This is a genomic window from Streptomyces sp. NPDC002742, assembly GCF_042888885.1.
In the GTDB taxonomy this organism is placed as follows: domain Bacteria; phylum Actinomycetota; class Actinomycetes; order Streptomycetales; family Streptomycetaceae; genus Streptomyces.
In genome coordinates, this window is record NZ_JBIAQF010000038.1 from 23,914 (window position 1) to 46,355 (window position 22,442).

14 protein-coding genes and 1 pseudogene are annotated in these 22,442 nt (G+C 72.8%); 3 read left to right on the forward strand and 12 right to left on the reverse strand.

All coding sequences use genetic code 11. From position 1 onward, the window contains the following. Positions 1-33 precede the first annotated feature (33 nt). The gene (locus ACFYW8_RS40075; RefSeq protein WP_389090759.1) at positions 34-825 is read left to right on the forward strand and encodes an SMI1/KNR4 family protein; all 792 of its coding nucleotides are present in this window, start codon (positions 34-36) and stop codon (positions 823-825) included. Positions 826-998: 173 nt separating this feature from the next. Here the strand turns inward: ACFYW8_RS40075 and ACFYW8_RS40080 are convergent, their stop codons facing one another. After that, positions 999-1,616, reverse strand: coding sequence for a TOPRIM nucleotidyl transferase/hydrolase domain-containing protein (locus ACFYW8_RS40080; RefSeq protein WP_389090763.1), 618 nt, complete (start codon positions 1,614-1,616; stop codon positions 999-1,001). Positions 1,617-2,172: 556 nt separating this feature from the next. Between ACFYW8_RS40080 and ACFYW8_RS40085 the strand changes: the two genes are divergently transcribed. Further along, entirely contained in the window at positions 2,173-4,071 is a 1,899-nt protein-coding gene (locus tag ACFYW8_RS40085) for an N-acetylmuramoyl-L-alanine amidase (protein WP_389090766.1), read from the forward strand. A gap of 560 nt (positions 4,072-4,631) precedes the next feature. On the opposite strand, the gene ACFYW8_RS40090 is transcribed toward ACFYW8_RS40085, so the two are convergent. From ACFYW8_RS40090 to ACFYW8_RS40115, 6 genes are all read right to left on the reverse strand, one after another. Beyond that, positions 4,632-5,051, reverse strand: coding sequence for a CBS domain-containing protein (locus ACFYW8_RS40090; RefSeq protein WP_365878618.1), 420 nt, complete (start codon positions 5,049-5,051; stop codon positions 4,632-4,634). A 300-nt stretch (positions 5,052-5,351) separates the two neighbouring features. Beyond that, entirely contained in the window at positions 5,352-7,280 is a 1,929-nt protein-coding gene (locus tag ACFYW8_RS40095; protein ID WP_389090884.1) for a hypothetical protein, read from the reverse strand. Between the two features lie 11 nt (positions 7,281-7,291). Next, on the reverse strand, positions 7,292-10,954 hold the full coding sequence (locus ACFYW8_RS40100; RefSeq protein ID WP_389090774.1) for a DUF5682 family protein: 3,663 nt from the start codon (positions 10,952-10,954) through the stop codon (positions 7,292-7,294). After that, entirely contained in the window at positions 10,951-12,111 is a 1,161-nt protein-coding gene (locus ACFYW8_RS40105; RefSeq protein WP_389090779.1) for an AAA family ATPase, read from the reverse strand. The genes ACFYW8_RS40100 and ACFYW8_RS40105 overlap by 4 nt, the downstream gene beginning before the upstream one ends. A gap of 114 nt (positions 12,112-12,225) precedes the next feature. Beyond that, the gene (locus tag ACFYW8_RS40110; RefSeq protein ID WP_389090783.1) at positions 12,226-17,139 is read right to left on the reverse strand and encodes a DNA-binding protein; all 4,914 of its coding nucleotides are present in this window, start codon (positions 17,137-17,139) and stop codon (positions 12,226-12,228) included. Continuing rightward, the gene (locus tag ACFYW8_RS40115; RefSeq protein WP_365878626.1) at positions 17,136-18,002 is read right to left on the reverse strand and encodes a DUF4132 domain-containing protein; all 867 of its coding nucleotides are present in this window, start codon (positions 18,000-18,002) and stop codon (positions 17,136-17,138) included. The genes ACFYW8_RS40110 and ACFYW8_RS40115 overlap by 4 nt, the downstream gene beginning before the upstream one ends. Before the next feature lie 247 nt (positions 18,003-18,249). On the opposite strand from ACFYW8_RS40115, the gene ACFYW8_RS40120 reads away from it, so the two are divergent. Next, positions 18,250-19,041, forward strand: a complete 792-nt coding sequence (locus ACFYW8_RS40120; protein WP_389090786.1) for an inositol monophosphatase family protein — start codon at positions 18,250-18,252, stop codon at positions 19,039-19,041. A 15-nt stretch (positions 19,042-19,056) separates the two neighbouring features. Here ACFYW8_RS40120 and ACFYW8_RS40125 read toward each other — a convergent pair whose 3' ends face one another. The 5 genes and pseudogenes from ACFYW8_RS40125 to ACFYW8_RS40145 all read right to left on the reverse strand — a co-directional run bounded on the left by ACFYW8_RS40125 (position 19,057) and on the right by ACFYW8_RS40145 (position 22,198). Next, a complete protein-coding gene (locus ACFYW8_RS40125) occupies positions 19,057-19,629 on the reverse strand; it encodes a hypothetical protein (RefSeq protein WP_389090789.1) in 573 nt (190 codons plus the stop codon). Positions 19,630-19,791: 162 nt separating this feature from the next. After that, positions 19,792-19,917: pseudogene (locus tag ACFYW8_RS40130) on the reverse strand (cupin domain-containing protein); the annotation flags it as partial. Further along, positions 19,874-20,311 carry a transposase gene (locus ACFYW8_RS40135; RefSeq protein WP_389090793.1) on the reverse strand — a complete coding sequence of 146 codons (438 nt, stop codon included), beginning with the start codon at positions 20,309-20,311 and terminating at the stop codon, positions 19,874-19,876. The gene ACFYW8_RS40135 and the pseudogene ACFYW8_RS40130, both read right to left, overlap by 44 nt. Continuing rightward, positions 20,266-21,009: a helix-turn-helix domain-containing protein gene (locus ACFYW8_RS40140; RefSeq protein WP_389090797.1), complete on the reverse strand. Its 744-nt coding sequence runs from the start codon at positions 21,007-21,009 to the stop codon at positions 20,266-20,268. The genes ACFYW8_RS40135 and ACFYW8_RS40140 overlap by 46 nt, the downstream gene beginning before the upstream one ends. A 277-nt stretch (positions 21,010-21,286) precedes the next feature. Continuing rightward, complete coding sequence (locus ACFYW8_RS40145) at positions 21,287-22,198, reverse strand: SDR family oxidoreductase (protein WP_389090800.1); 912 nt, start codon at positions 22,196-22,198, stop codon at positions 21,287-21,289. Positions 22,199-22,442 lie beyond the last annotated feature (244 nt).

The window sequence follows — 22,442 nt, forward strand, 5'->3', positions numbered from 1 at the left end:
CGCTGTTCGCCGACCTGGTGCAGGGTGGAGGTCATGCTCGCCGATCATCAGGAGTACGAGGTAGTCGTCACGGCCGTGGCTCCGGCGGGAGCCGCCGTCCACGCGGACGGACACGACGGTTTCATCGATCAGGCGAAACATCCCTCATGGCGGTCGGACACACCTCGTCCCGTGGTCGGCGACCGCATGCGAGCGGTGGTGCTGGACTCCTCCAGGACCCCAGCACGCTTCAGCGCCCTGCCGGGCGACCTACGGATCGCCCGGAGTCTGCGTCACACCGAACCGCTCTCGCGCCTCTGTCCGCCCCCCGGAGGCGGTCGAACCGTGAAGTGGGCAGCCGTGGAGAAGGAGTTGGGCGTCGAGCTGCCTGCCGACTACAAGCGGCTCGTTGAGACGTACGGGGGAGGGGTCTTCGCGGGTGCGCTCTGGCTGCTGGAACCGGGCTGCCCGGATCCGCTGTACGACATGGTCATCCAGACCGCGGAACGCGGGGAGATCCTCGCCGAACTCTGGGAATCAGGCGAGGACAAGCCGTCAGAACTCCACGAGGGCAATGCCGGACTGGTGCCCTGGGGGTACGCGGAAGGCGGAGGACACTACCTCTACTGGCTGGTCCGGCCCGGTGTCGAGCCCGAGGAATGGACCATCATCCTCAATGAGGGACGCGGCCCGCTCTGGGAGACCTATCCGATGTCGTGCAGCCAGTTCCTCCTCGAGGTGGTTGCCGGCACGACGACGTCGTTCTACTTCACCGACCTGGACGACATCGTCACGCCGGACGACAGGACTCGCTTCGAGCCCAACTCGCGGATCCTCAGCCAGTAGTCGAACAACTCGCCCGACTGGTGGCACTGTTCGCCGCGACGGAGCCGACGAGCGCCTGACGCCGGGCGAGTTGCGGGACTGCTCCCGAAGGGCGGTGCCGGACGCTCCGCTGCGGCCGCCGTCGGATTCCCGCGCTCGACGGAGTTCTTGTGCCGGAACGATGTCCTTCGTGGTCAGAGGCTCATGAGCAAGTCGTCGAGCGGGGCGGGTACGCGGTCGGGGGTGAGGGCCTCGACAAGGACGCGGCCATACTGGATCTTGCGTCCCTTCTTCGTGCCGAGGAAGCGCCGCAACTGCTGCTGCGGGGTGCGGCCCCGCTGCGCGGGCTGGCGCAGGAAGGTCCGCAGGGCTCGAAGGTCTCCCTCGGCCCGGACGAGCTCCTCGACGCGGGTCACGCCCAGCGCGCGGATGAGCTCGTCCTCCAGATCCGCCGCGCAGACGAAGAACCCCTGCTCATCCGCACCGGCCCGCTCCAAGCCGCGGGCGTAGTAGCCACGTTCCGCCTCGTCGCACAGTCCCGTGAGACGGAGGCCCAGGCCGGGTGGCCCGAGGAGGCGGGCGAAGCGCCCTGCGCTCATCGCTCCGCCCATCGCCAGGACGCAGACGCCTTCGGCTTCCAGATGCCGGCCCCGGTCGCAGGCCAGTGCGTTGACCGCCGCTACATCGCTCGGACCTTCGAGCAGAACGGCCACCCGGACGGACAGCCGCGCAGCCAGCTCGTGCGCGAGGTCACCGGGACCACCGGCGGCCCACGCGGTCACCGCTTCCCGGAACGACTCCATGTCAGTCACGAAGGCGAGTCTGATCTCTTCCTTGCCGGCTCGGTAGCGAATTTCCGTCGGAGCGCCGACCCCCCGGTGAACAGTTGGACCCCGAGGACCGGCCCGCCGGCCGCGACCACGTTCGGCCACGACCGCGCGGCAGGTAGGCAGAGCCGTCCCCCGGTCAGCGCCCACAACTCGTCGTCCACGATCCGCGATCCACGGCCGAGTGCTCACACCCTCCCGAACGGCCGAATCGTCACATGGGTCACGCCGGACGAGGGCACTTCAACAAGATCGTCTTACGAGCCCAAAGGGCTGTTTGCGCTGCTGAGTTCGCCTGCATATAGTTCCAACGCGCCTCATCCGTAAGGATTTTGACGCCTCGGCAGAAGGTGCGGTACCGCGAACGGCGGGTCCTTTCGGGACCGTGAGCCATACGGCGATCTCGGCACTTTCCTCATGTTCTCGCCGTGACGCGGCCTCGGCTCGGCCGTCCGGCAGACAACACCGCTCACTCTTTCCCAGTGGTTCTGGAGTACGGAAAAACGTGAAGACGAAGAAGACAACGGTCAGGGCCTCTTGCATGCTTGTGTCGCGGTATCGGCTGATCGGTCTGGCCGCCGCGAGTGTGCTGACCGCGGGAGCCCTGACCGCCGTGGTACCGGCGACCGCACAGGCCGGGACCGCCGCGCCGTCAGGGCCGAACGCGCGGCAACATGCCTTCGCGACGGCGGCTGCCAAGTACCGTATACCCGCCGAGGTGTTGCTCGCCGTGGCGTATCAGGAGTCGGCGTGGGACGCCCACTCCGGCCGGATGAGCACCAGCGGCGGCTACGGCCCGATGCACCTCACCGATGTCACCCCCGCGATCCTGGCCGGCGGTCCGGCCGGGGCGGTGGGGCGGGCGGACCTCGCCGCGATGGCGAAGGACCCCTCCCTGCACACGCTGCAGGCGGCGGCGAAGCTCACCGGCCTGTCCCGCGCCCGACTGCGTGACGACCCCGCGGCCAACATCGAGGGAGGTGCCGCGCTGCTCGCCTCGTACCAGCAGGCTTTGACCGGCGGCCGGTCGTCCGACGCCGGCCAGTGGTACGGAGCGGTGGCCCGCTACAGCGGCTCGTCTCAGAAGCGGAGCGCCACGGCGTTCGCCGACCGCGTCTACGCCACCATCAGGATCGGGGCCGCGCGCACCACCCTCGACGGCCAGCGGGTGTCGATGAGCGCCGACCGGAAAGTCCGCCTCGCGACCGGGCAGTCGAGCCGGCTCTCCCTGACCGGCGTCACGGCGGCCGACGCGACGGAGTGCCCGCCGGAGGTCTCGTGCACGTTCCTGCCCGCGGCGTCGTCCAACGGCCAGGTCTCCAACCGGCCCGACAACGGCATCAGGATCGACACCATCGTCATCCATGACACCGAGTCGCCGTACGAGTCCGCCATCTCGACGTTCCAGACGCCGGGTGGCGGCGCCGCGCACTACGTGATGCGGTCCTCGGACGGCGCGGTGACGCAGATGGTGCCCACCAAGGACATCGCCTTCCACGCCGGCAACTACTCGACGAACCTGCACTCCATCGGCATCGAGCACGAGGGTTACGCCGCGCACGGAGGCACCTGGTACACCGAGGCGCAGTACGAGGCCACGGCGTCTTTGGTGCGGTACCTCTCGGACCGCTTCGGCATACCGCTGGACCGTGAGCACATCATCGGCCACGACAATGTCGCCGGCCCCAACTCCAGCCTCGTCGCGGGCATGCACTGGGACCCGGGCACCTCCTGGGACTGGGAGCACCTCATGAGCCTGCTCGGCACTCCGGTGGCGGGAGAGCGCGGGGTCGGGCCGGTCGGCTCGGCGGTGACGATCACCCCCGGCTTCGCCGAGAACCAGCAGACCCTGCAGATCTGCCCCGGCGACGACCCCACCGGAGCCACTCCCGCCTGTACCGCTCAGCAGCAGTCCTCCAACTTCGTCTTCCTGCGCACCGCGCCCGGCGACACCGCCCCGCTCTTCGGTGACCAGGCCATTCACAAGGGTGGCCCGGGCACCGACCGGATCAGCGACTGGGGATCCACCGCCCAGGCGGGACAGCAGTTCGTGGTGGCCGACGTCGACGGCGACTGGACCGCCATCTGGTACAGCGGCACGAAGGTCTGGTTCTACAACCCGGACGGCGTCAACACCACTCCCGCGTACGGCGTGACGCTGGTCTCGGCCGCGGGCACCGCGGCGGTGGCCGTCTACGGCTCCAGCTACCCCGACCGGGCGGAGTACCCCGCCGGACTGTCCCCCTCGACGCAGGCACCCATCAGCTGGTACACCGTCCCCGCCGGTCAGGCGTACGTCGCCACCCGGCCGCCGGCCAACACCGACGACTACTTCACGTCCGGGGCGGTCGTCGTCGGTGCCAAGCAGATGTACACCATCCAGTACAACCACCGGGTAGCGCTGGTCTACTCCGCGGATGTGACCGCGAGCGCCTCGTGACCTCGAGCTGCGGCGCAGCGCGCTGACCCGCCGGATACGCCTCTGAGGAACAGGAAGGGGCCTCCGCCTCCGGGCGGATTCGAGAGGTCGTCGCCACATGTGGCCGCGTCGATCGAGCCGTGAGCGGTTTGTGTGGTCTGTGCGGTTCATGTATGACGCTCGGCCGGGTTTCCCGGCCGAGCGTCTTGCGTGAAGGCAAGTCCGCGTCATCCTGCCCCGGGCCCCATACGAGAACGACCCGTACTGGGAGCGGAGCGCAAGGTCTTCGCGATCGGGGACAGACTCGGTGCCGCCGCTCTTCCGCGCCCCGCACCGGTCCTGCCGGCAGCCGCACCGTGCCGTGCCGTCGCCCCGCGTCGCGTCGCGGCGTTCGGGCAGCACCACAGGTCACGCGTCGACTTCCTCGTCCAGGTGGTGCGTCCGCCCCGGCAGAGCGGCTGACCGCCGGGGCACCACGGGGTCCGACAGGAAGCCACCGGGCCCCGTCTCCCACCGGCCCCACCGGCCCCGCCGGGCTGCGCGGAGGCGTCGGGCAGGGAGCCGCTCGCCTCATGCGCTCGTCACTCGTTGGGCGCGGCGGTGGTGATGGCGGACAGAACGGAGTCGGGTTCGTTCTCCACTGCGATGTCGCCGAGCGTGACGATGCCGACCGGGCGGCCGTCGTCGACGACGGGAATGCGCCGGACGGCGCGCTGGCGCATGAGGGTGACCGCCCGGTCGATGTCGTCGTCGGGCGAGACCGTGACCAGTACGTCGCTGCAAGCCTGCGCCGCGGTCACGTGGTCGATGTTCCCGCCCCGGCACATCACGCGGACGACGAGATCCCGGTCGGTGACGACCCCGCGCAGGCGTCCCCCGTCGGTGACCAGCACGGCGCCGATCCCCTCGTCGCGCATGTACCGGGCGACGTCCGTCACGGGAGTCCGGGGCAGGACCGACCGAGGCGGCCTGGTCATCACGTCACGCACTGCCTCAGCCATGACATCGCCTTTCGCCCTGAAAGCAAGTTCCTTCGAGACCGTCCGCCACGTCGACCCCTGGCAACCTCAGCCACCGTCACGCGGGTCCACCGGGCGGCCGGCGCCTCACCGAGCGTATGCCCGCCCCTGGGCATGACAGTCGGCCCAGTGGATGACCGGCTTTTCACGGCGCCACCGCACAACCGTCCGCCGCAGTCCGTCGGCACGCGCCCCGGCGTGGTCCCCACCGGCGCAGTGTTGCCGCCTCCGGCGCCGACGGCCCCAAGCCGGGTCCGCCATCAGGAGCCATGGGCCGGGTGATCAGTAACTCGCCGTCCCCGGCTGCCAGGTGGCCCGTATCAACGCGCGTTCGACGCCCGTCAGATAGACGGCCGCGGCGAGCCACGCCCGTGCGTAACCGTCCGGGTCGGCGTCACCGGTGCGGCCGAAGACGTCGCGGGTGCGTCGGTCGGCCTCCGCCGTGAGGTCGGCCGACAAGGCCGCGGCCGTGTGGAAGCCGCCGCGTCGCATGGCGGCCCCGTCCCCGGTCCGGTCGCCGTCGCGCGCGGGTTGGGCGACGGCTCTGCGGCCACCCGACACGGCGATCTCGATCAGCCGCCGCAGCCGCCACAAGGGAGCCTCCGCCAGCGGGTCCGCCGGGACGCTGCCCCCTTCGTCCAGGGTGGGCGCGGCGGGTAGGACGTCCGTCGGCGGGAGGTGCGCGCCCTCCAGGCGGTCATAGCCCAGGTCGGCGCGGCCCTGCCAGTCCGCGGGCAGTCGCAGCGTCGCCTCGGTGTCCGGGAGCGGGGCGACCGCGAGGGGGCGGAGTGTGGCGGCGCGGTCCGGGTCGAGGCGGCCGATCACGCGGAGCCGCAGCCCCGGCCGGGACGCGAGCCTGCGGAGGTTCGCCGTGTGGGCGAGGCCGGGGTGGCTGTTGGACGGGGCCAGCCGGATGTGGATGCCTTCCGTGTCCGGCCGGCCGGGCGGCAGTTCCCGGGCGGTCAGATACTCGCCGACCGCTCCGACGACGACCAGGTCGCAGCCGATCAGCTCGCGCGCCGCCTGTTCCGCCCGCTCCGGGTCGGCGCCGGGTGTCACGGCGAGCCGTTCGGCGACGGCCTCGGTCAGTGGGCGGGCGAACAGTGCGGCGAGCGGGCCCGATGTCCACGACCGACCGGTGAGCGGGGTCGCCCGTACCCCCTTGCCGGAACCGAGGCGGCCGTCGGAGGAGACCGTCGCGCCGGAGATCAGCAGCCCGCCACGGGCTAGTTGGCCGTGATCGAGGCTTCCCGATCCGAGGGCGACGGGGGCCGTGGCCGCTCCCTGGGCACGGGCCGGGCCGCCGGGCTTGACGTCGGCGACGGAGAACCAGCGTCCGTCGTCGGAGACGAGATGGGTGACGACACCGCCGTAGCCGGTGGTGGCGATCACCGGTTCCCGGCACACCCCGTGAACCCGCAGGCTGCCGCCCGGCCGGTAACTACGGCGGGCGGTGCCGATCAGAGCCGGATCCGGGTCGGCCGCGGCCAACAGGGCGGTGGTGAGCAGCAGTTCCCGCACGTTCGCGATGAGGTCGGCCAGCCGGTGGCCGTCGTGACGGGCACGCGCGCCACGCAGCGTACGTACGACTCGGAGCGCGGCCGCCTCGGCGCGGTGCAGCCCTGCCAGGCGGGCCGTGTGCGCGGCTCGCAGCAACTCGGCCTGGGGGACCGCGCCCGCGGCGGGCACTCCGGCGGCGAGAACGGCCGCTGCAGCCGTCCACAGTCCGGACGCCGCGGCCAGCTGGGCATCGGTGAGGGGGACTGTCCCCCCGGGCTCCGCGGGGGTCCCGGCGGCGAGCGGGACGGTGGTCCGGGTCGTGGCGGGAGCGCTGCGGGCCGTGCCTGCCGCGGCCTCGGTGCCCTCCTGTTGCGCCCCGTCGCCGTCGCCGTCGGTGGAGGAGCCCGCTTCGCTGTCCGCGTCGCCCAGTGGACAGGCGCCAAGGACGGCGGCCCGGTGCAGGCACCGGGGAGCGAGCAGGCAACTGCACACCACCTGGTCCGCTTCGGTGACGGTGCCCGAGGGACCGGGCCTGAGCGTGACCTCCGCGTCCTCACCGCACCGCACGCGCCGGACGGCGCCGTCGGTGACGACCGGAACGGTCGCGTACGACTCGATCGCGGCGTCCAGCTTCTTGCGCAGCCTGGTGGTCAGGCCCTGCACGGCGGCGGCGACCACATCGGGTACCGCAGGGGGCAGTTCGGCGTTCATCGGTGACGATGTCAACGGGTCTCTCCGCGGAGACGGTCGCCCACCCAGCGGGCGAGGGCGAGGGGACTGAGCGCGGCGACGGGCATGCCGGCCGCGACGAGTTGCTGGGCGACGGGCACCGAATAGCGCGGGGTGCCCGTGTCGTCCAGGGCGGCGCATCCCATCAGGTGCACCCCGGAGCCGGCCAGGGCCCGTACCTCGCCGAGGAGCCCGCCCAGCGGGTAGCCCTCCTCGAAGTCGCTCACCACCGCCACGAGGGTCCGGCTGGGCACGGTGACCAGGGAACGCGCGTGGGCCAGCCCGGCCGCGATATGGGTGCCGCCGCCGACCCGCACCTCCAGGAGCAGCGAGAGCGGGTCCGCGACCCGGTCCGTCAGGTCGATCACGTCCGTCGAGAACGCGAGGAAGTGCGTGGACAGGGTGGGGACGCCGCCCAGGACCGCCGCGGTCAGAGCCGACCAGATGACGGAGGCCTCCATCGAACCGGACACATCGACCACGAGGATCAGGCGCCAGTCCGCCTCCTTGCGTGAGCGGGTGCTGAACACCGGCCGCTCCGGTACGACCAGGGTCCGTCCGTCGACCGTCCGGCGTGTGTGGGCGAGGTTGGCCCGCAGGGTGCGCGGCAGGTCGAGCCGGCCCCCGGGCCGCCTGGTGGGGCGTGGTGTCGCGAGCCCGGTGAGGGCCGGGCGCATCCGGGTGTCGAGTTCCTTGGCGAGTTCGTCCACCAGACGGCGTACGAGGGGGCGCAGTCCGGCCAGTCGCTGTTCGGGCATTCCACCGGCCAGGGACAGGACGGAGGTGAGCAGGTCGACCGAGGGGCGGACGGCTGCGGGGTCGAGCTCGGCCAGTACGTCGTAGCGTCCCTGGTCCGCGGCGCGTGCCAGCACCTCCTCACGCCCTTCCGCGCCGAACAGCGCCTCCAGTTCCTCGGCCCATTCGCGGGCCGTCGGGAAGGACGCGTCCCGGCCGCCGCCCTGCCCCTGGGCGCCGCCTTCCCGGCCGAGGTCCGAGGAGCCCTCACCGCGGCCGGTGCCGTACAGCTCGTCGAGCGCGTGCGCGTATCGGCGGGCGCCCTGCGGGAGTCTGTCGCTCTCCCGGCCGAGAAGCAGCCGCCAGCGGTCGGTGGGAGTGATCTGGAGAGGTGCGGACGGGGCGGACGGGGTCGTGGAGGCGGGCGTCCGCGCGGAGCGCTGTACGGCGGAGAGCGCGGATGCGGGGCGCTCGGGATCGTCCGGGACTGTGGGGAGCGGGGAATCCGCGGGCGGCGCAGCGTTCGTCCCGGTCGGCAGACGCAGCTCGCGGAGGGCCGCGCGGCCTGCCGCGTCCGCGGCCGTCCACAGGGCGAGGAGTCGTGGCGAGGCGCTGAGCGACAGGTCGAGGCGGTCGCCGAGGCGCTCGGTCACGGTGTGCAGGAGACGGTGGCGGCCTGCCGGGGTGAGCGTGTCGAAGCCTCCGCGCAGGGCGGGCAGCCGGTCGAGGAAGTCCTGGTCGGTGAGCCTGTCGACGCGGTCGAGGAGTGGGTCCAGCGCCGTGGGCGTCGACTGGAGGAGCGCGGCCGCACCGCTGAGAAGGCCGCCGAGCCGACGGCCCAGCGCATGCCGCGCCTCCGGTCCGGTGGCCGTGTCGATCCAGCCCGCCGCCCGGGCCCCGAGCGTGGCGGCGTCGTCGAGGTCGAGCAGGACACGTGCAGCCAGCGCCGCGCCCTGGACCATCGGGGAGGCCGTGCGAGCGAGCGTGCCGAGGGCGTCGTCCATCCGCAGTCCGAGGCGGTGTTCACCGGCTCGTGAGGCCAGCTCGACGAGCGCGGCCGCGTCCTCCGGCCGGTCACTGCCCGCCAACCCGGGCAGGGCGCGGACCGCCGACTCCAGAAGGTCGGTGGCCAGTTCGGCGGCGGCCTGTCGGCCGGCCGGGGTGGTGCCGGGCAGATGGCCGCGGCACAGTGCCTCCAACAGGTCCAGTGCGGTGAGGAGTTCGGGCAGTGTGGCCGTGGCGGGGAGCAGGGTGGCGGCATCGGTGAGCCGCTCGGACACCAGCGCGGGCAGATCGCAGCGGGCGGCCGCACCGAGCGCCGCGAGGACAAGGGCGCAAGTGGGCCCGCCGTCCGCCGACTCCCTGCGGAAGGTCTCCCGCAGGGTGCCCTCGGCGGCCAGGGCCGCGGTCACGCCCCGTATCCCGGCCAGGTCCAGCCGTACGGGGACGGCCGGCGTCCACGACACCCGCCACCGGGTGGTCAGGGCGGCCGCGTCGCCCGTGCCGGCCACCGCCACGGCCTCGCCGTAGCCCGCGCCGCACACGGCGAGGCGCTGGAGCAGGACTTCGCGGCGCCCGTCCAGAGCGGAGCGGAGCGGGTCGAGCCGTACCTCGCGCGACACGGGGTCGTCCGGGCCGGGCAGCCGCAGTGCGGCGACCTCCGCCTCCACACACGGGCCCAGACCGGAGCGCGGGGTGCCCGGCGCGATCCGGCCCCGGTCGGTGCCGACCAGGACCACTTCGAGGGCCCGCGCGAGGGCTCGGCCGCGGCCGAGCGGTTCGCCCTGGCCCATCACGCTCGTCAGCGCTTCGACGACCTCGCCCCGACCCGGCGCCGCGAGTCCGCGCACCCGGGCGAGATCGCCCGCCATCCGCAGTGTCTCGGCGGCCTCGCCCGTTCCGGCGGTGTGCCCGGCCGCGCGGAGTTCGCGGCACACGTCGGTGACCGCTCGCGCGGCCGCGCCCTGCACCCGCTCGGGATCGCCGCCGGCCGTGAACACCGCCTGCTGCCAGCGCGGGTCCCGGATGCCGGCCGGGTAGCCGGAACGGGAGTCCAGCAGATCGAAGGCGTAGGGGACGAGGGAGGTGACGACGACCGGGTGCTCCTCGACGGCGCTGTGACCGGCCGCCCGCGAAACCGTATCGGCGCCATCCGGTCCCGGTCCCCGGACCGGGAGGGGAGCCGTGGCGGGCGGCAGGGCGGCCACCGTCAGCGCCGGGGCGTGGAACGCGCCGACGACGGCCGCGACCCGCCGCCCGTCACCCGTGGCGCGGGCGATCGTCCCGCGCATGTGGGCCTCACGGGCCAGGTCCACCGCCGGTACTCCGCCCGCGGTCTCGGCGTCGCTGCGCAGCGCCCAGCCGACGCCGAGGGCGGCGCGGCGGATCGCCTCGGGGGCGGATCCCGGGGCGAGGACCTCCACACAGCGGTCCCACAGATCGTCCCCGTCACGGCCGGTCCCGGCTGCGGCGAGCGCGTTCCCGAAGGAGACGGGAGCGGCCGAGGCCACCTCGGCGACCGCGGTCCGGGTGTCACCCGAGGGGACGGGACCGTCCGCTTTCCACCGCGGATCGGACATGGGCAGATCGCAGCACACGACTTCCGCGCCCCGCTCGCGTGCCCAGCGCACGGCGGCCAGCTCGGGGGAGAAGTCGGCGAACGGATAGAAGCCGAGCCGCCCGTTCTCACCGGCCCCGGCGAGCGCGACCGGTGCGACGGTGCCCGGCGCGGCCAGATGGGTCAGCCACGGCTGGAAGTCGGCGGGCAGCTCCACACACACGACCTCCGCCCCGTACGTGTCGAGCAGGGCGGGCAGCGCCGCGGCCAGTGCCGGGCTGTGGTGACGTACACCCAGAACGTACGGTGCCACGGACTCGGCGAGGGCGGTGACGGCCGCCCGTGGATCCTGGGTGTGCGTCACCGGAGGTTCTCCCGCAGGTCCCAGAGTCGGCGCCACAGACCGGAGCCGTCCTCGGCGCGGCGGCGCACCGGACCGTCCCAGTAGCCGAGCAGACGCGCGTGGTCGGCCGGGTCGTCCTTGCGGACCACGCCCAGCAGGTGACCGGGTACCAGATCGAGGGAGTCGGCCCCGGGAAGATAGGCGGCGGCCACCCCGAGGGAGACGGCGACCTGCACGGCTTCGGCCGTCGACATCACCGTGCCGGGCCGCTCCACGTCCCAGCCCTCCGCGGACCGCCCGGCGCGCAGGTCACGGAAGACGGTGACCAGCACATCGAGCACCGCGTCGTCGACGCCGAAGACGGCGCCCGCCCGCTCGACGGCCGCTACGGCCTGCCGCCGTACGAGCTCGGTCTCGGCGTCGACGTCGGCGATCGGGTGCACGGTCTCGAAGTTGAAGCGGCGCTTGAGTGCGGCCGACATCTCCGAGACACCGCGGTCGCGCAGGTTGGCGGTGGCGATGACGGTGAATCCGGGAGCGGCCGAGACCTGGGAGTCGTCCGTGCCGGCCAGTTCGGGCACGCTCATCCGCCGGTCGGACAGGATCGACACCAGGGCATCCTGCACTTCGGGCAGACAGCGGGTGATCTCCTCCACGCGGGCCACCCGGCCGGCGCGCATGGCGGCCAGCACCGGGGAGTCGACCAGGGCCTGCGGCGTGGGGCCCTGCGCGAGCAGCAGGGCGTAGTTCCACCCGTAGCGCATGGCGTCCTCGGTGGTGCCCGCGGTGCCCTGCACGGTCAGCGCGCTGGTGCCGCAGACGGCGGCGGACAGCAGCTCGGAGAGCATCGACTTGGCTGTGCCCGGCTCGCCGACCAGCAGGAGACCGCGCTCTCCGGCGAGGGTGACCACGCACCGTTCCACCAGGGCGCGTTCACCGACGAACTTGGGGGCGATCACCAGACGGTCCGGCAGTGCCGTGTGCCGCTCGGCGAGCTTGAGCGCCTCGCCACCGCTGCCGCAGACGAAGGTGATCGCGGAGCGGGGTGTCAGTCGCCAGCCGGGCGGGCGGGGGCCCGTGTCATGGGCGGCGAGGAAGGCGAGTTCGGTGGCGTGGCGCTCTTCGGCGGGCAGGGTCTGCCGGGCCGGAAGGGCCGTCGCCGTGTCGGTCGGGGGCATGCGTTCGTCCTTGTCCGGTGGGTCGGTCTGTGGTCGTGGCAGGGGCGCCGGGGGCGCCGGCCGGTCGGGGCCGGCGCCCGGGAGGCAGGCCGGTGGAGGCGCCCCGGAGGTACGTCAGCGGCGGCGTCCCCGCCGCACCTTGAGCTCCTCGAACCGGGGCCCGCCGCCCTCCTGGACCAGTCGCCAGGCCCTGCGGTACAGGTCCGCGGCCGGCTCGGCCGGCACGATCACGCCCAGCAGCGCGTCGTCGCCGCTCAGCAGGCCCTCGAACAGCGGCCGTTTCCAGTGCTCCAGCGGAACGCGCGGAGCCTTGGGGTCCACCCAGCCACCGGGCAGGAAGAGCGAACGTCCGGCCCTGGCGCGGGTGGCCTCCACCACCAGGTCGGTGGCGGACAGTTCGGCTCGGGCCGCCTTGAGACGAGCGGGCTTCCAGCCCGTCCACCGGGCCGTCATCCGGTCGGTCGGGTCGGGCATGGCGAGCAGCATCAGGTAGAGCGTGGCGGCGTCCTCGCCGAGGCCGTACTCCTTGGCGGCCTCGGTCACCAGATCCGGCACCGAGCGGCCCGGGTCCTGCGGCCACCAGGTGCCGTCCTCGCCCCGCTCGCCCGCCTGCGGGTCGCCCGGATCGGCGAGCAGGGCCGCGAAGCGGGAGGAGCGGGCCAGGAGCAGGGCCATTTCGACCTGGTAGGGGCGCCCGCCGTCGGCGCGCAAGGCGGGCAGGTACGGGTCCTGGCCCGCCTCGTCGAGCAGGGCGACCCGGATGGCGGGGGACGGCTGGTCGTCGTGGGTGGCGAGGACGACGGCGCCGTACCGCTCGAAGCCCCTGCCGACCTCGGTGGGCGCGCCCGCGGTCTTCCGGAAGCCGGGCAGACTGACGTACTGCCCGAGGTCGAGCATCAGTCCGGGGTGGGCCAGCCGCTCACGCACCGCGCCGAGCGCGTCCGGCAGCGAGGCGCGGATCGCGTCGCCGGCGGGCAGACGGTGGGCGAGCCAGGCGGCGAGGCCGATGGCGCCGACGAGCGTCGCTCCGTCGAATCCGGCAGCCTCCTTGTCGACGGGCTTGACCCGGTCGCTTTCGACCGCCCACTCCAGGTCCCGGGTGAGCCGGGGCTCACCGGCCGGGTTCAGCAGTGCGGGCAGCGCCTGGCCGGCGGTCCACTGACCGTGCTTGAACGCGCGTACCGCGTCGCTGAGCAACTCCTCGGGTACGGCAGCCCGCCGGCCCATCCTGCTGTTCCAGACCTCGGCCGCGGCGGCCCAGTCCGGTCCCTCGGTCCACAGCCGGGCGGGTTCGGCCGGCAGCAGCGCGGCGACGACCTCGGCACGGATCGACGGATCGACATGGCGCAGCTCGTCCTTGGCGACCGCCGCCGGAGCGGCCTTCACCCCGATGGCATCGCGTGCCTGCGGAGTCAGGAACGTGCGCTCGTAGACCTCGACCTGCGGCAGACCGGCCACGATCAGCCGGGCCATGGTCTCGGTGACGCCCGTCCGGCGCGCGAACTCCTCGGCGGCCCGCGGGAACCAGGGCGCCGGTCCGCGTGCCGCCAGCTCCGTGAGCAACGCGCCTACGCGGCCCTCGTGCCCGTCCTCGCCCAGTGGGGCCGACGCCCGGAGTGTGTAGGGTTCCGGGGCCTCGAAACGCCCGGTCGGATCGTGGAAGTACCCGCTGAACACGCAGCCGTCGTCACCTTCCGAGACGCGCCCCACCACGGCGATGAAGGAACCCCCGCCCAGGGGCAGCAGTCCGTTCCACGCACCCTCACGCCACTCACCCGACGGGGTACGCAGTGGACCGTCATCCAGGAGCAGGTCCACCTTGCGCCAGCGCGAGGGCTCGGTGGTCGGCACCAGGCCCAGGGCGTCGAACTGGGCGAGCAGCGAGTGCAGGGCCTTCCGGTGATCGTCGGGGGTGGTGCAGGCCGCCGTCCGGAAGGCGAGGGCGGTCACGCGGTCGAGCAGCGTCGCCAGGCCGGGCTGGCCGACGGGGAACCGGCGTCCGTCGGCGTGGAGACGCGCGGCCGGTCCTTCCATCCCGGCGTCGCCGGGGAGCCGGGCCGCCCGCTTCAGCTCGCGCAGGGCCCGGAACACGGTGTCGGTCTCCGTGTCACGGTTCCACCAGGAGCGGGTGGATCCGCCGAGACCGTTCATCGCGTCGAGGAGAACGGCGTCCGGCGGCCCGGCCGGACCCTCGTCCTGGGCGCCGCCGTCGAGAGCGCGGGTGAGCCGGTCGGCCGCCGCGTCCAGGACGGCCTGCTGGTCGGCCGCGTGGCGCACGACCCCGGCGATGCCCGCGATCAGTGCGGTGTGGGTGACCGGAAGGAGGGAACGGATCGTGTCGGGCAGCGCTTCCTTGTTCTCGTGGGCCGCGCCGGCCAGCAGGGCCGCCGCCGTGTCCCGGTCGATGTGCCGCAGCGCCGCGGAGCCCTCCGGGTCGCGGGCTGTCAGGCACTCCCAGTACTGCACCGGCGGCAGGAGCAGTGAACCCGCGCCGAAGGCACCGGGCGCACGGTCGGTCTTGGCCACCGAGGTGGTGACACCGTCGGTGTCCACGATGGCGAGCTGCCAGCTGTTGTGGACGACGGCCCGCGCCTCGGCGGCTCCGGGGAAGACGACGAGCGTGGCGGGACGGCCCGCGTCCGCGGGCACGGTGACGGTGTGTCCGGACAGATCCTGGGCGCGCATGGAGCCGTCGGGCAGCCGCACCACGCGCAGACCGACCCGCCCGTCCGCGGGCTCGGAGGCCGGCGTGACGCCGGTGGTCGGCGAGGGGCGCAGCCGGCCGTCCTCCAAACTGCTGCCCTCGGGGGTGTCACGCAGCGCGTCCGCGAGGAAGGCGGGTCGGCTCATGCGGCCCCGCTCGCCCGTCGCCGGGTCGAACTCGTACCAGCCGTGCGCCTGATGGTCCTCGCCTTCCGCGTGCCACACCCAGTACGAGACGCCGTCGCACAGCAGGTGCCGCTCCTGGGGCACGGTGGTGTCCCCGGCATGCAGGACACCGCCGCCGGTGGTCCGGCCGCCGCCCGGCAGGGGCAGCGTGATCGGCATGTCGCCCCGGTACCAGTCCATCTTGGTACCCCGGGTCTTCCGGGCGCCTTCCATGGTCTGGGGGCGGTCGGCGCGGGTGTGCCAGTAGCCGCGCAGGCCGTCGGTGCGGTCGTTCCAGTAGACGAGGAGCTCTCCGTCCACATGGTGGAAGCCGGGGTCGCCCCAGCTGCTGTTCGCCGGGATCCGCAGGTCGTGGGTGAGGAGGGTGCCCTCGGCGCCGATGACCCGGGCCTGGGTGGTGCCGGCGACGATGAGATCGGGCCAGGCGTCGGCGACGATCACGTTCTCGATGTCGGCCTTGGGAACGAGGGAGGCGACCGCGTCCTCCCAGGCGGGCCAGCCGAGTTCGTCGAAGAGCCCGGCCCGCAGGGTGCGCGCCAGTACCGGCGCGAGATCGGTTCCGGCGGCCTCCCGCACCTCGTCCTCGGCCAGTGCCAGCGCCTCGGCGGGCAGCCACTTCAGCCGGGAGAGCGCTTCGGGCAGCTGGGGCAGACCGACCGCGGTGAACCGCCGTACGACGGTGCGCACCCAGTCCGCGAGCAGTGGGCTTCCGCCCGGCGACGCCGCCAGGAGCCTGATCGCCCGCAGTGCGTGGGCGTCGTCGCCGAACCGGTCGGCGCCGCGCCGGAAAGCGTCGTGGAAGCGGGTGTCGGCGGCCAGCGACACCAGGTCACGGTGCCCCTCGCCGGGGGCCCACTGCGTCAGCGGCAGAGCCTTGTTCTTCTGCGGGGTGGCCACCGGGATGTCCAGGGACAGCAGCAGGTCGATCAGGTCCACGTCGTATATGACCTTCAACGCGCCACCGGAATCGCCGAGTTCGGTGCGCAGCCGGTCCGCCGTCCGTTCCACCAGCGGGTACAGCTCAGTCATGCGAGTGGCGGCGTGCCACGAGCGGGCCCGCTCCCGGTAGGCCAGGAACCGCTCCAGCCAGCCCGCCGTACCGTCGTGCGGCCGTCGGTCCTGGGGCAGGGAGGCATCCCACAGTCCGGCCGTGGCGCCGGAGGCCTCCAGCAGCCCGAGCCACATCACCGGCATCTCTGTGTCGTGGCCCGCGGGGATCAGATCGAGCAGGGTGCCCCGCACGCGCGGCACGCGCTCGGCCAGCGCCACCAGCGCCGTACGGTGTCCCTTCCACCAGCCGGCCGGCGCGCGCAAGGTCGCCGGCAGACCGAGGAGTTCGGACAGGTACTCCTGTTCGGCGAGGTCCGCGTCCTGCCCGGCCGCCCGGGCCAGCCTGCGCAGGTCGTTCGCCGTCTGCGCCGACGGCGGCAGCCCGCCCGCCGTCCGGCGCAGGCACAGACGGGTGAAGCGCCGCAGCGCCTCCTCGGCCGGCACGCGCGCGGCCAACTCCCTGGCGTAGGCCGACAGCACCTTCACCGGGAGCGCCCCGGCCAGCGCGAACTCCAGGAACACGGCGTCCAGCCGCTCCTCCTGGACCGTCAGCCCGTGCTCCGCCTCGGCCTTGCGGGCGCGGGTGAACAACTGGGCCGCGTAGGTGGCGTTCTCCTCCGCGAGGAACACGCGCCCGGCCTGCTCGTAGAACGTCGGCAGGAAGTGCGGCACCGAGCCCGCCAGCCGCTCGCCGAGCTCCACGAATGCGTCCAGCGCGGCCTTCGGACGGGACTTGGCCTGCCGGGCCGCCCGCTCCAGATCCGGTACGACCCCCAGCGCGTGATGACCGTCCTTCGGGTGGTGCACCAGCACCCACTCCGGAAAGCCCAGGGACTGGCGCGGCCCGAACCCGACCACGGCGGGCTCGGCGTCCTGCTCCAGGCCGAGAAATCCGGCGGCCAGGTCCTCCGCCGCCCCCAGTTCGCCGGCGACCAGCCGCACCACCACCCGGTCGTCCAGGCCCGGGTGACGGTACGTCCGCGCCGTCAGGGGCACCCCCCGCTCCCCGGCGTCATCCGTGTCGGGCGGCAGCACCGCGCCCGCCGCCAGCAGTTCCTCGTACGACGACACCCGCGTTCCCCCGCTCATGCGTTCTTGCCCTCCTCGATGACGCGGCCGGCGTACAAAGCCGCGGCCATCCGCATCCCCTCCGACCAGGCGACCGGCCCCACCTCGCGCAGCGGCAGCGCGCGGCCGTCCTGGTCCTGCCAGGTGAGGGAGCCGGTCTCGACCTTGTCCTCCCAGTACGGCTCCCCGATCCACACCGAGGCCTCGACGGTGCGTCCGCCGTCCCGCACCCGGGCGGTCGCGTAACCACCCGAGACGCGGTAGCCCAGCGAACTGGCGCGCGCTGCGAGCGCGAAGCGGGAGCGGAACGAGCCCCCGCTGAAGTCCCGCACCTCGGTCGACTTGGCGTCGAGGTCCTCGGGCCGCCGCCACATCGCCCGGTGGATCTGCTCGACGCGCTGGACCATGCCCAGTTCAGCCGCGAATTCCCGCAGATCGTCGAGGTCCGGCAGCAGCACCGGGTGGGGCAGAGTGACCGTGCGCGGGGCCATCCGGACGGTCTCGCCGTCCAGGTTCACCAGTCTCAGCTCGCCGGCTTCGGTGGCGCCGCGCAGGAACCCCACCTCGTCCGGGTCGTCGCCGACCACGGCCAGATCGCGCAGCGCGCACTGCCAGGCCTCGTCGGGCCAGACCCGGGCCACCAGTCCGGTGGGCACGGGCAGCGACGACACCATCCACGCGTCGACCTGCGCCACACACGCCGTGGCATGCCGGTCCAGCCACTCGGCGAACCTTCGCAGCCGGTCCACCTCAGGGTGATCCTTGAGCGCGCGCGGGAGCGACTTCAACTGCCGCCCCGCCGACCGGCCCGAGGTGGCACGTGCCGCCACCCGCCCCTCCACAAGGGCGACTTCATACCCGTCACCCGCTGACAGCCAACCCACGAGCCACAGCCTTCCGCGTCAAGAACTCAAGATTGAGAGCACAGTTCACCCAGGTCAGTCCAGTCCCGGGCCGAGTGCGACCATGAGCTGAACGCTAGCTGCGGCCACTGACAATCGGTCCCGGCGCCCCCACAGGTCCCACCCGGCGCACCGAAGCCCGTGCCGGTCCGCGGGGAGCCCGTCGCGCTCGCGTGGCGATTCGGTGGCCGCGGGCCGGCCCGCTGATTCCCTCGATATCCTGCGTGATGTGATCGACTCCTCTGCGAGCCTCGACGATGCCGGGGTCGCCATAGCCGCGGCCCGCGCCGGCGCGGGCGTGGTGCGCACCATGTACGGGCGACGGCTCACGCGCATCGACAAGGGTGGCGGAGACTTCGCGACCACCGCCGACGTGGAGGCCGAGAAGGCGATCCTCAACGTCCTTCGTGCCGCCCGGCCCGACGACGCGGTGCTCGGCGAAGAAGGTGGGCGACGGGGTCCCGCGGAGGCCCCGCGCCAGTGGTTGGTGGATCCCCTGTGCGGCACGCTGAACTACGCGGTCGGCAACATGCTGGTGGCGGTCAACGTGGCACTCCGCGGTGGTGCCGCGGCGGCGGCCGATCCGTTCAGCGGCGAGGTCTTCTTCACCGACGGGGAACAGGCCTGGGTGCGGCACGACGGTGCCGATGTCCGACTGGCGCCCACGTCCGCCGGCCGTCTCGTCGACGTCAATCTGGACCCGCCGTTCACCAGCGCGCCCGGCTTCCGTGCGGTGAACCTGCTGGCACGGCCCGACTTCGTGGAACGTTTCCGGCCTCGGGTCGTGTCCACGACTCTGGCGCTGGCCTGGGTAGCCGCCGGTAAACGCGCCGCCTACGTGACGGACGGCGGCGATCTGTCCGCGAGTGTGCACTTCGCCGCAGGCATCGCCTTGTGCCGGGCCGCCGGCTGCGTGGTCACCGGGATCGACGGTAACCCGGTCGGGCAGGCAGGCGTCGGACTCGTGGCGGCCGCCGACACCGAAACCCACCGGCTGCTCATGTCCATGATCCGCGACTGAGGCGGGTACGCGGATTCAGATGCCACGAGCGTCCGCGAGAATGCAGGCCTGCTCCATCATGCGTGTCGGTTCACGTCCGCCGGCCCAGGCGTCGTTGAAGGCGGGCACCGATTCCACGTGGGGGCCGAACCGTCTGCGGATCGCTTCGAGCAGTACCTCCAGCGCCTGAGCCTCCAGACGCCGGTCGCCGCCGGTTTCCATCCGGATGGCGCCCTGCGAACACAGGCTCCCGTCCTCGTCTCTCAGCGCTCCCGCGCACCAGCCCACTTCCCGCAGTCGCAGGGAGGCACGGTGCAGGAGCGCGGCGATGGGTGTGGCGTACGGGTTGGGCGCCGGGAGCGGTGCGCCGGGAGCCATCGGGGCCCCGATGCGGGACCAGTCGACGGGGGCGGTATCGATGTGCGCGGCGTTGACCTCGTACGCGACGGCCGCCAGGGCGAGCCGGGCGTCCATGTCCTTCTTGACCGCGGCCATGCGGACCTCCAGACCGTCGACGGGAGCCCGCACCGGCCGTGCGCCGACGGGCGGGGCGTCGGCGGGGGGCTCGGCGTGGGCTTGTCCGGTGGCGGTGTGCGCGGAGGGCTGCATGATGGATGGATTCCTCGCGCGTGGGTGCGCCCAGCTCCGCCATACGGGGGTACTCGCAGGACGCGCTGCGGTGTTCAGGGGCTGGACCGAAGCAGGATCCTCGTGGAGTGCCGCTCCGGCGTCACGGCGCCGGAGCGGCTCTTGTCAGGCTCCCTCGGACCGTCAGCCCTTGATGGTGGCGAGGGCTGCGGCGTACTGCTCGTCACTGACAGGCTCCAGCCAGCTGGTGCAGTCGCCGTCGCCGTCACCGACCACCAGGGCGAGGTGCGCCATGAGGGTGGTGTCGGTCGAGTCTGGCCGGTAGATCGTCCAGGTCGGAGGTGGTGAACTTCCACTGGAACGGCTGTGCCGTGGCGTTGCAGCGGTCTTCGAATGCTCGGAGCCGGTCCCCGGCCTGGGCGAGGTCGGTGAAGTCGTTGGGCGAGACGACCTTGCGCTGCACGACGGAGAAGTAGATCTCCACTTGGTTCAGCCAGGAGGCGTGCACCGGGGTGTGCACCAGGACCGCGTTCGGGAACGCGCTGGTGAGGCGGTCGGCGGCCTTCTGCCCGTGGTGGGAGGAGCCGTTGTCGACGATCCAGAACACGCGCTCGGCGCCGGCGTACGGCTCCTGGGCCATGACCTGGGCGACCAGGTTCATGAACGGCTCGATGCCGGTGCGCGCCTCGGTGCGGCCGAACACCTTCGCGCGGTGGACGTCGTAGGCAAGCCAGGTAGGCCGGCGCGCCGCCCAGCCCGTAGGTGTGGTTCACCCGCCTGGCGCGGGCCGCTCCGGGGGCCAGGGAGCCCGGTTGGCCTTGGCGCGGGGCCGGTGATGGCGCGCGCCGTCAGTTCGGCGGCCAGTTCGGGGCACGACCAGCGCGACGGCGGGATGCCGGTCTCGGCCGGCAACTGGCAGGCCAGGGCCTTGGTCTCGGCGGCGTGCACCGGGGTGGACCGGGCAGGGCGCCCGGGGCGTCTGGCGTCGGCCAGGGCCAGCAGGCCGCCATGGGAGAACCGGCCTCGCCACCGACCCACCGTGTCCAGGTGCAGGCCCGTCGCCCGGGCGATCCGGGCATTGGAGTGGCCCCGCGCCGCGTGCAGCACCACCAGGCCCGGATCCGCGCCTGGTGAGGGGGCTTGTGACCGAAGGCCGCCTTCTTCAGGCGCTGCCTTTGCGAGGCAGTCGGGGATACCGGGCAGGCGGCGGCAACGGGCAAGGCAGGCAAACCGATCAGCAGAAGTGGATCTTGCCTGCGGGAGTCTGCAGCACCCCCGCCACGACGACCGGTCAGGATGGACGCATGCCCACCGTGCCGGAGTCGACCAAGTCCCTCCCGCGCCCAGAAGCTGACCGCCCGCGCCTCCTGGCCCCAGCTCGCGGGCCTGGACGTCCGTCACCGCGGCAGTTCGCCTACGTCGACGGCGAACTGCCGCGGTGACGACGAACCGTCAAGTGATGAGAATCTGCGGTCTGTTCCTCACCCCTGCTCACGGTCCTCAGATCGTCGAACCCTGAAGTAAGCGGGAAAGCTCACCAAGGGCCGCCGCATCAACTTCTTGGCCGCTTCCAGTTCCACATCCACGACAGCCGGTCCCGGCCAGGGACTGCGGCCTCTGCACAACCCGGACGCCCCCGAGGACACCGACGACGGGAGTTCGGACAGGTGTGAGGGGGTCAGGAGGCCGGCGTGGTCAAGTAGTCGCCGTGCTCCAGGTCATCGAGCAGTGCCGGATGGGTAGGAGACCAGCCGAGCAGCCCTCGTGTGTGAGCACTGGAGACGGGCGCGTCGAAGCCGTAGACCCTGGCCATGAACGGGCTGACGTAGTGCCCGGCAGCCTGGTCGGGGGTCAGTGAGACCGTCGGCAGGTCCAGGCCCCGGGCGATCGTCTGCGCGATGCTCTTCATGGTGACGCCGCTTTCGGCCGCTCCGTGCAGCACACTGCCCGAAGGAGCCTTCTCCAGTGCCAGGCGGAAGAGGACCGCGGCGTCGAGCCGGTGCACTGCGGGCCACCGGTTGGTGCCGTCGCCGACGTAGGCTGAGACGCCGGTCTTTCGTGCGGTGGCGATGAGCATGGGGATGAAGCCGTGGTCTTCAGGGCCATGGACGGTAGGAGCGAGGCGGACCACGTTCGCGCGTACTCCCCGGGCGGCGAAGTCCAGACAGGCTCGCTCGCCCGCGATGCGGAAGGCGGCGATCCCGGCCGTGTCGGGCTCGTCCTTCTCGGTGGTCTCCCGGCCGGCGGGCATGACCAGCGTGCCCGAGGTGATGACGAGCGGCTTGCCCGAGTGTTCCAACGGCCGGCCGAGGGCCTCGATTGCGGTCCGGTCGCGCCTCATCATGTCGTCGAGGTCGGAGAAGTCTCCGCCGTAGGCCATGTGCAGGACGCCGTCGGCGGCTTCGGCGCCGCGACGCAGGCTGTCGTGGTCGTCCAGGGAACCGCGGTGTGGTGTGGCGCCCAGCGACTCCAGCCGGGCGGCGGCGGCATCCGAGCGTGCCAGGCCAGTGACGTCGTGGCCGGCCGCGACGAGTTCGGCGACGACAGCGGGGCCGGTCTGGCCAGAACCACCAGTGACAAAGATATGCATGAAACGCTCTCTCTGTGGGTGTGTGCACCGGGGCCGCTGAACGGGTCCGGCGTGGGTGAGGCAGGAATGGCCTGCCTTCGACGGCAACGGCGCAGCGACGCGTCGCATTCGCGTCCTGTCAGGGCCTGCGAGGCGGCCGGCGCTCGGACTTCGACGGCCGCCGCGCGGCCGCTACCAGGCGGCGGTTCGGCGAAATTCGGTGAGCGGTGCCCAACGGAGATCTTGATCGCCTCGACGGCGTTCG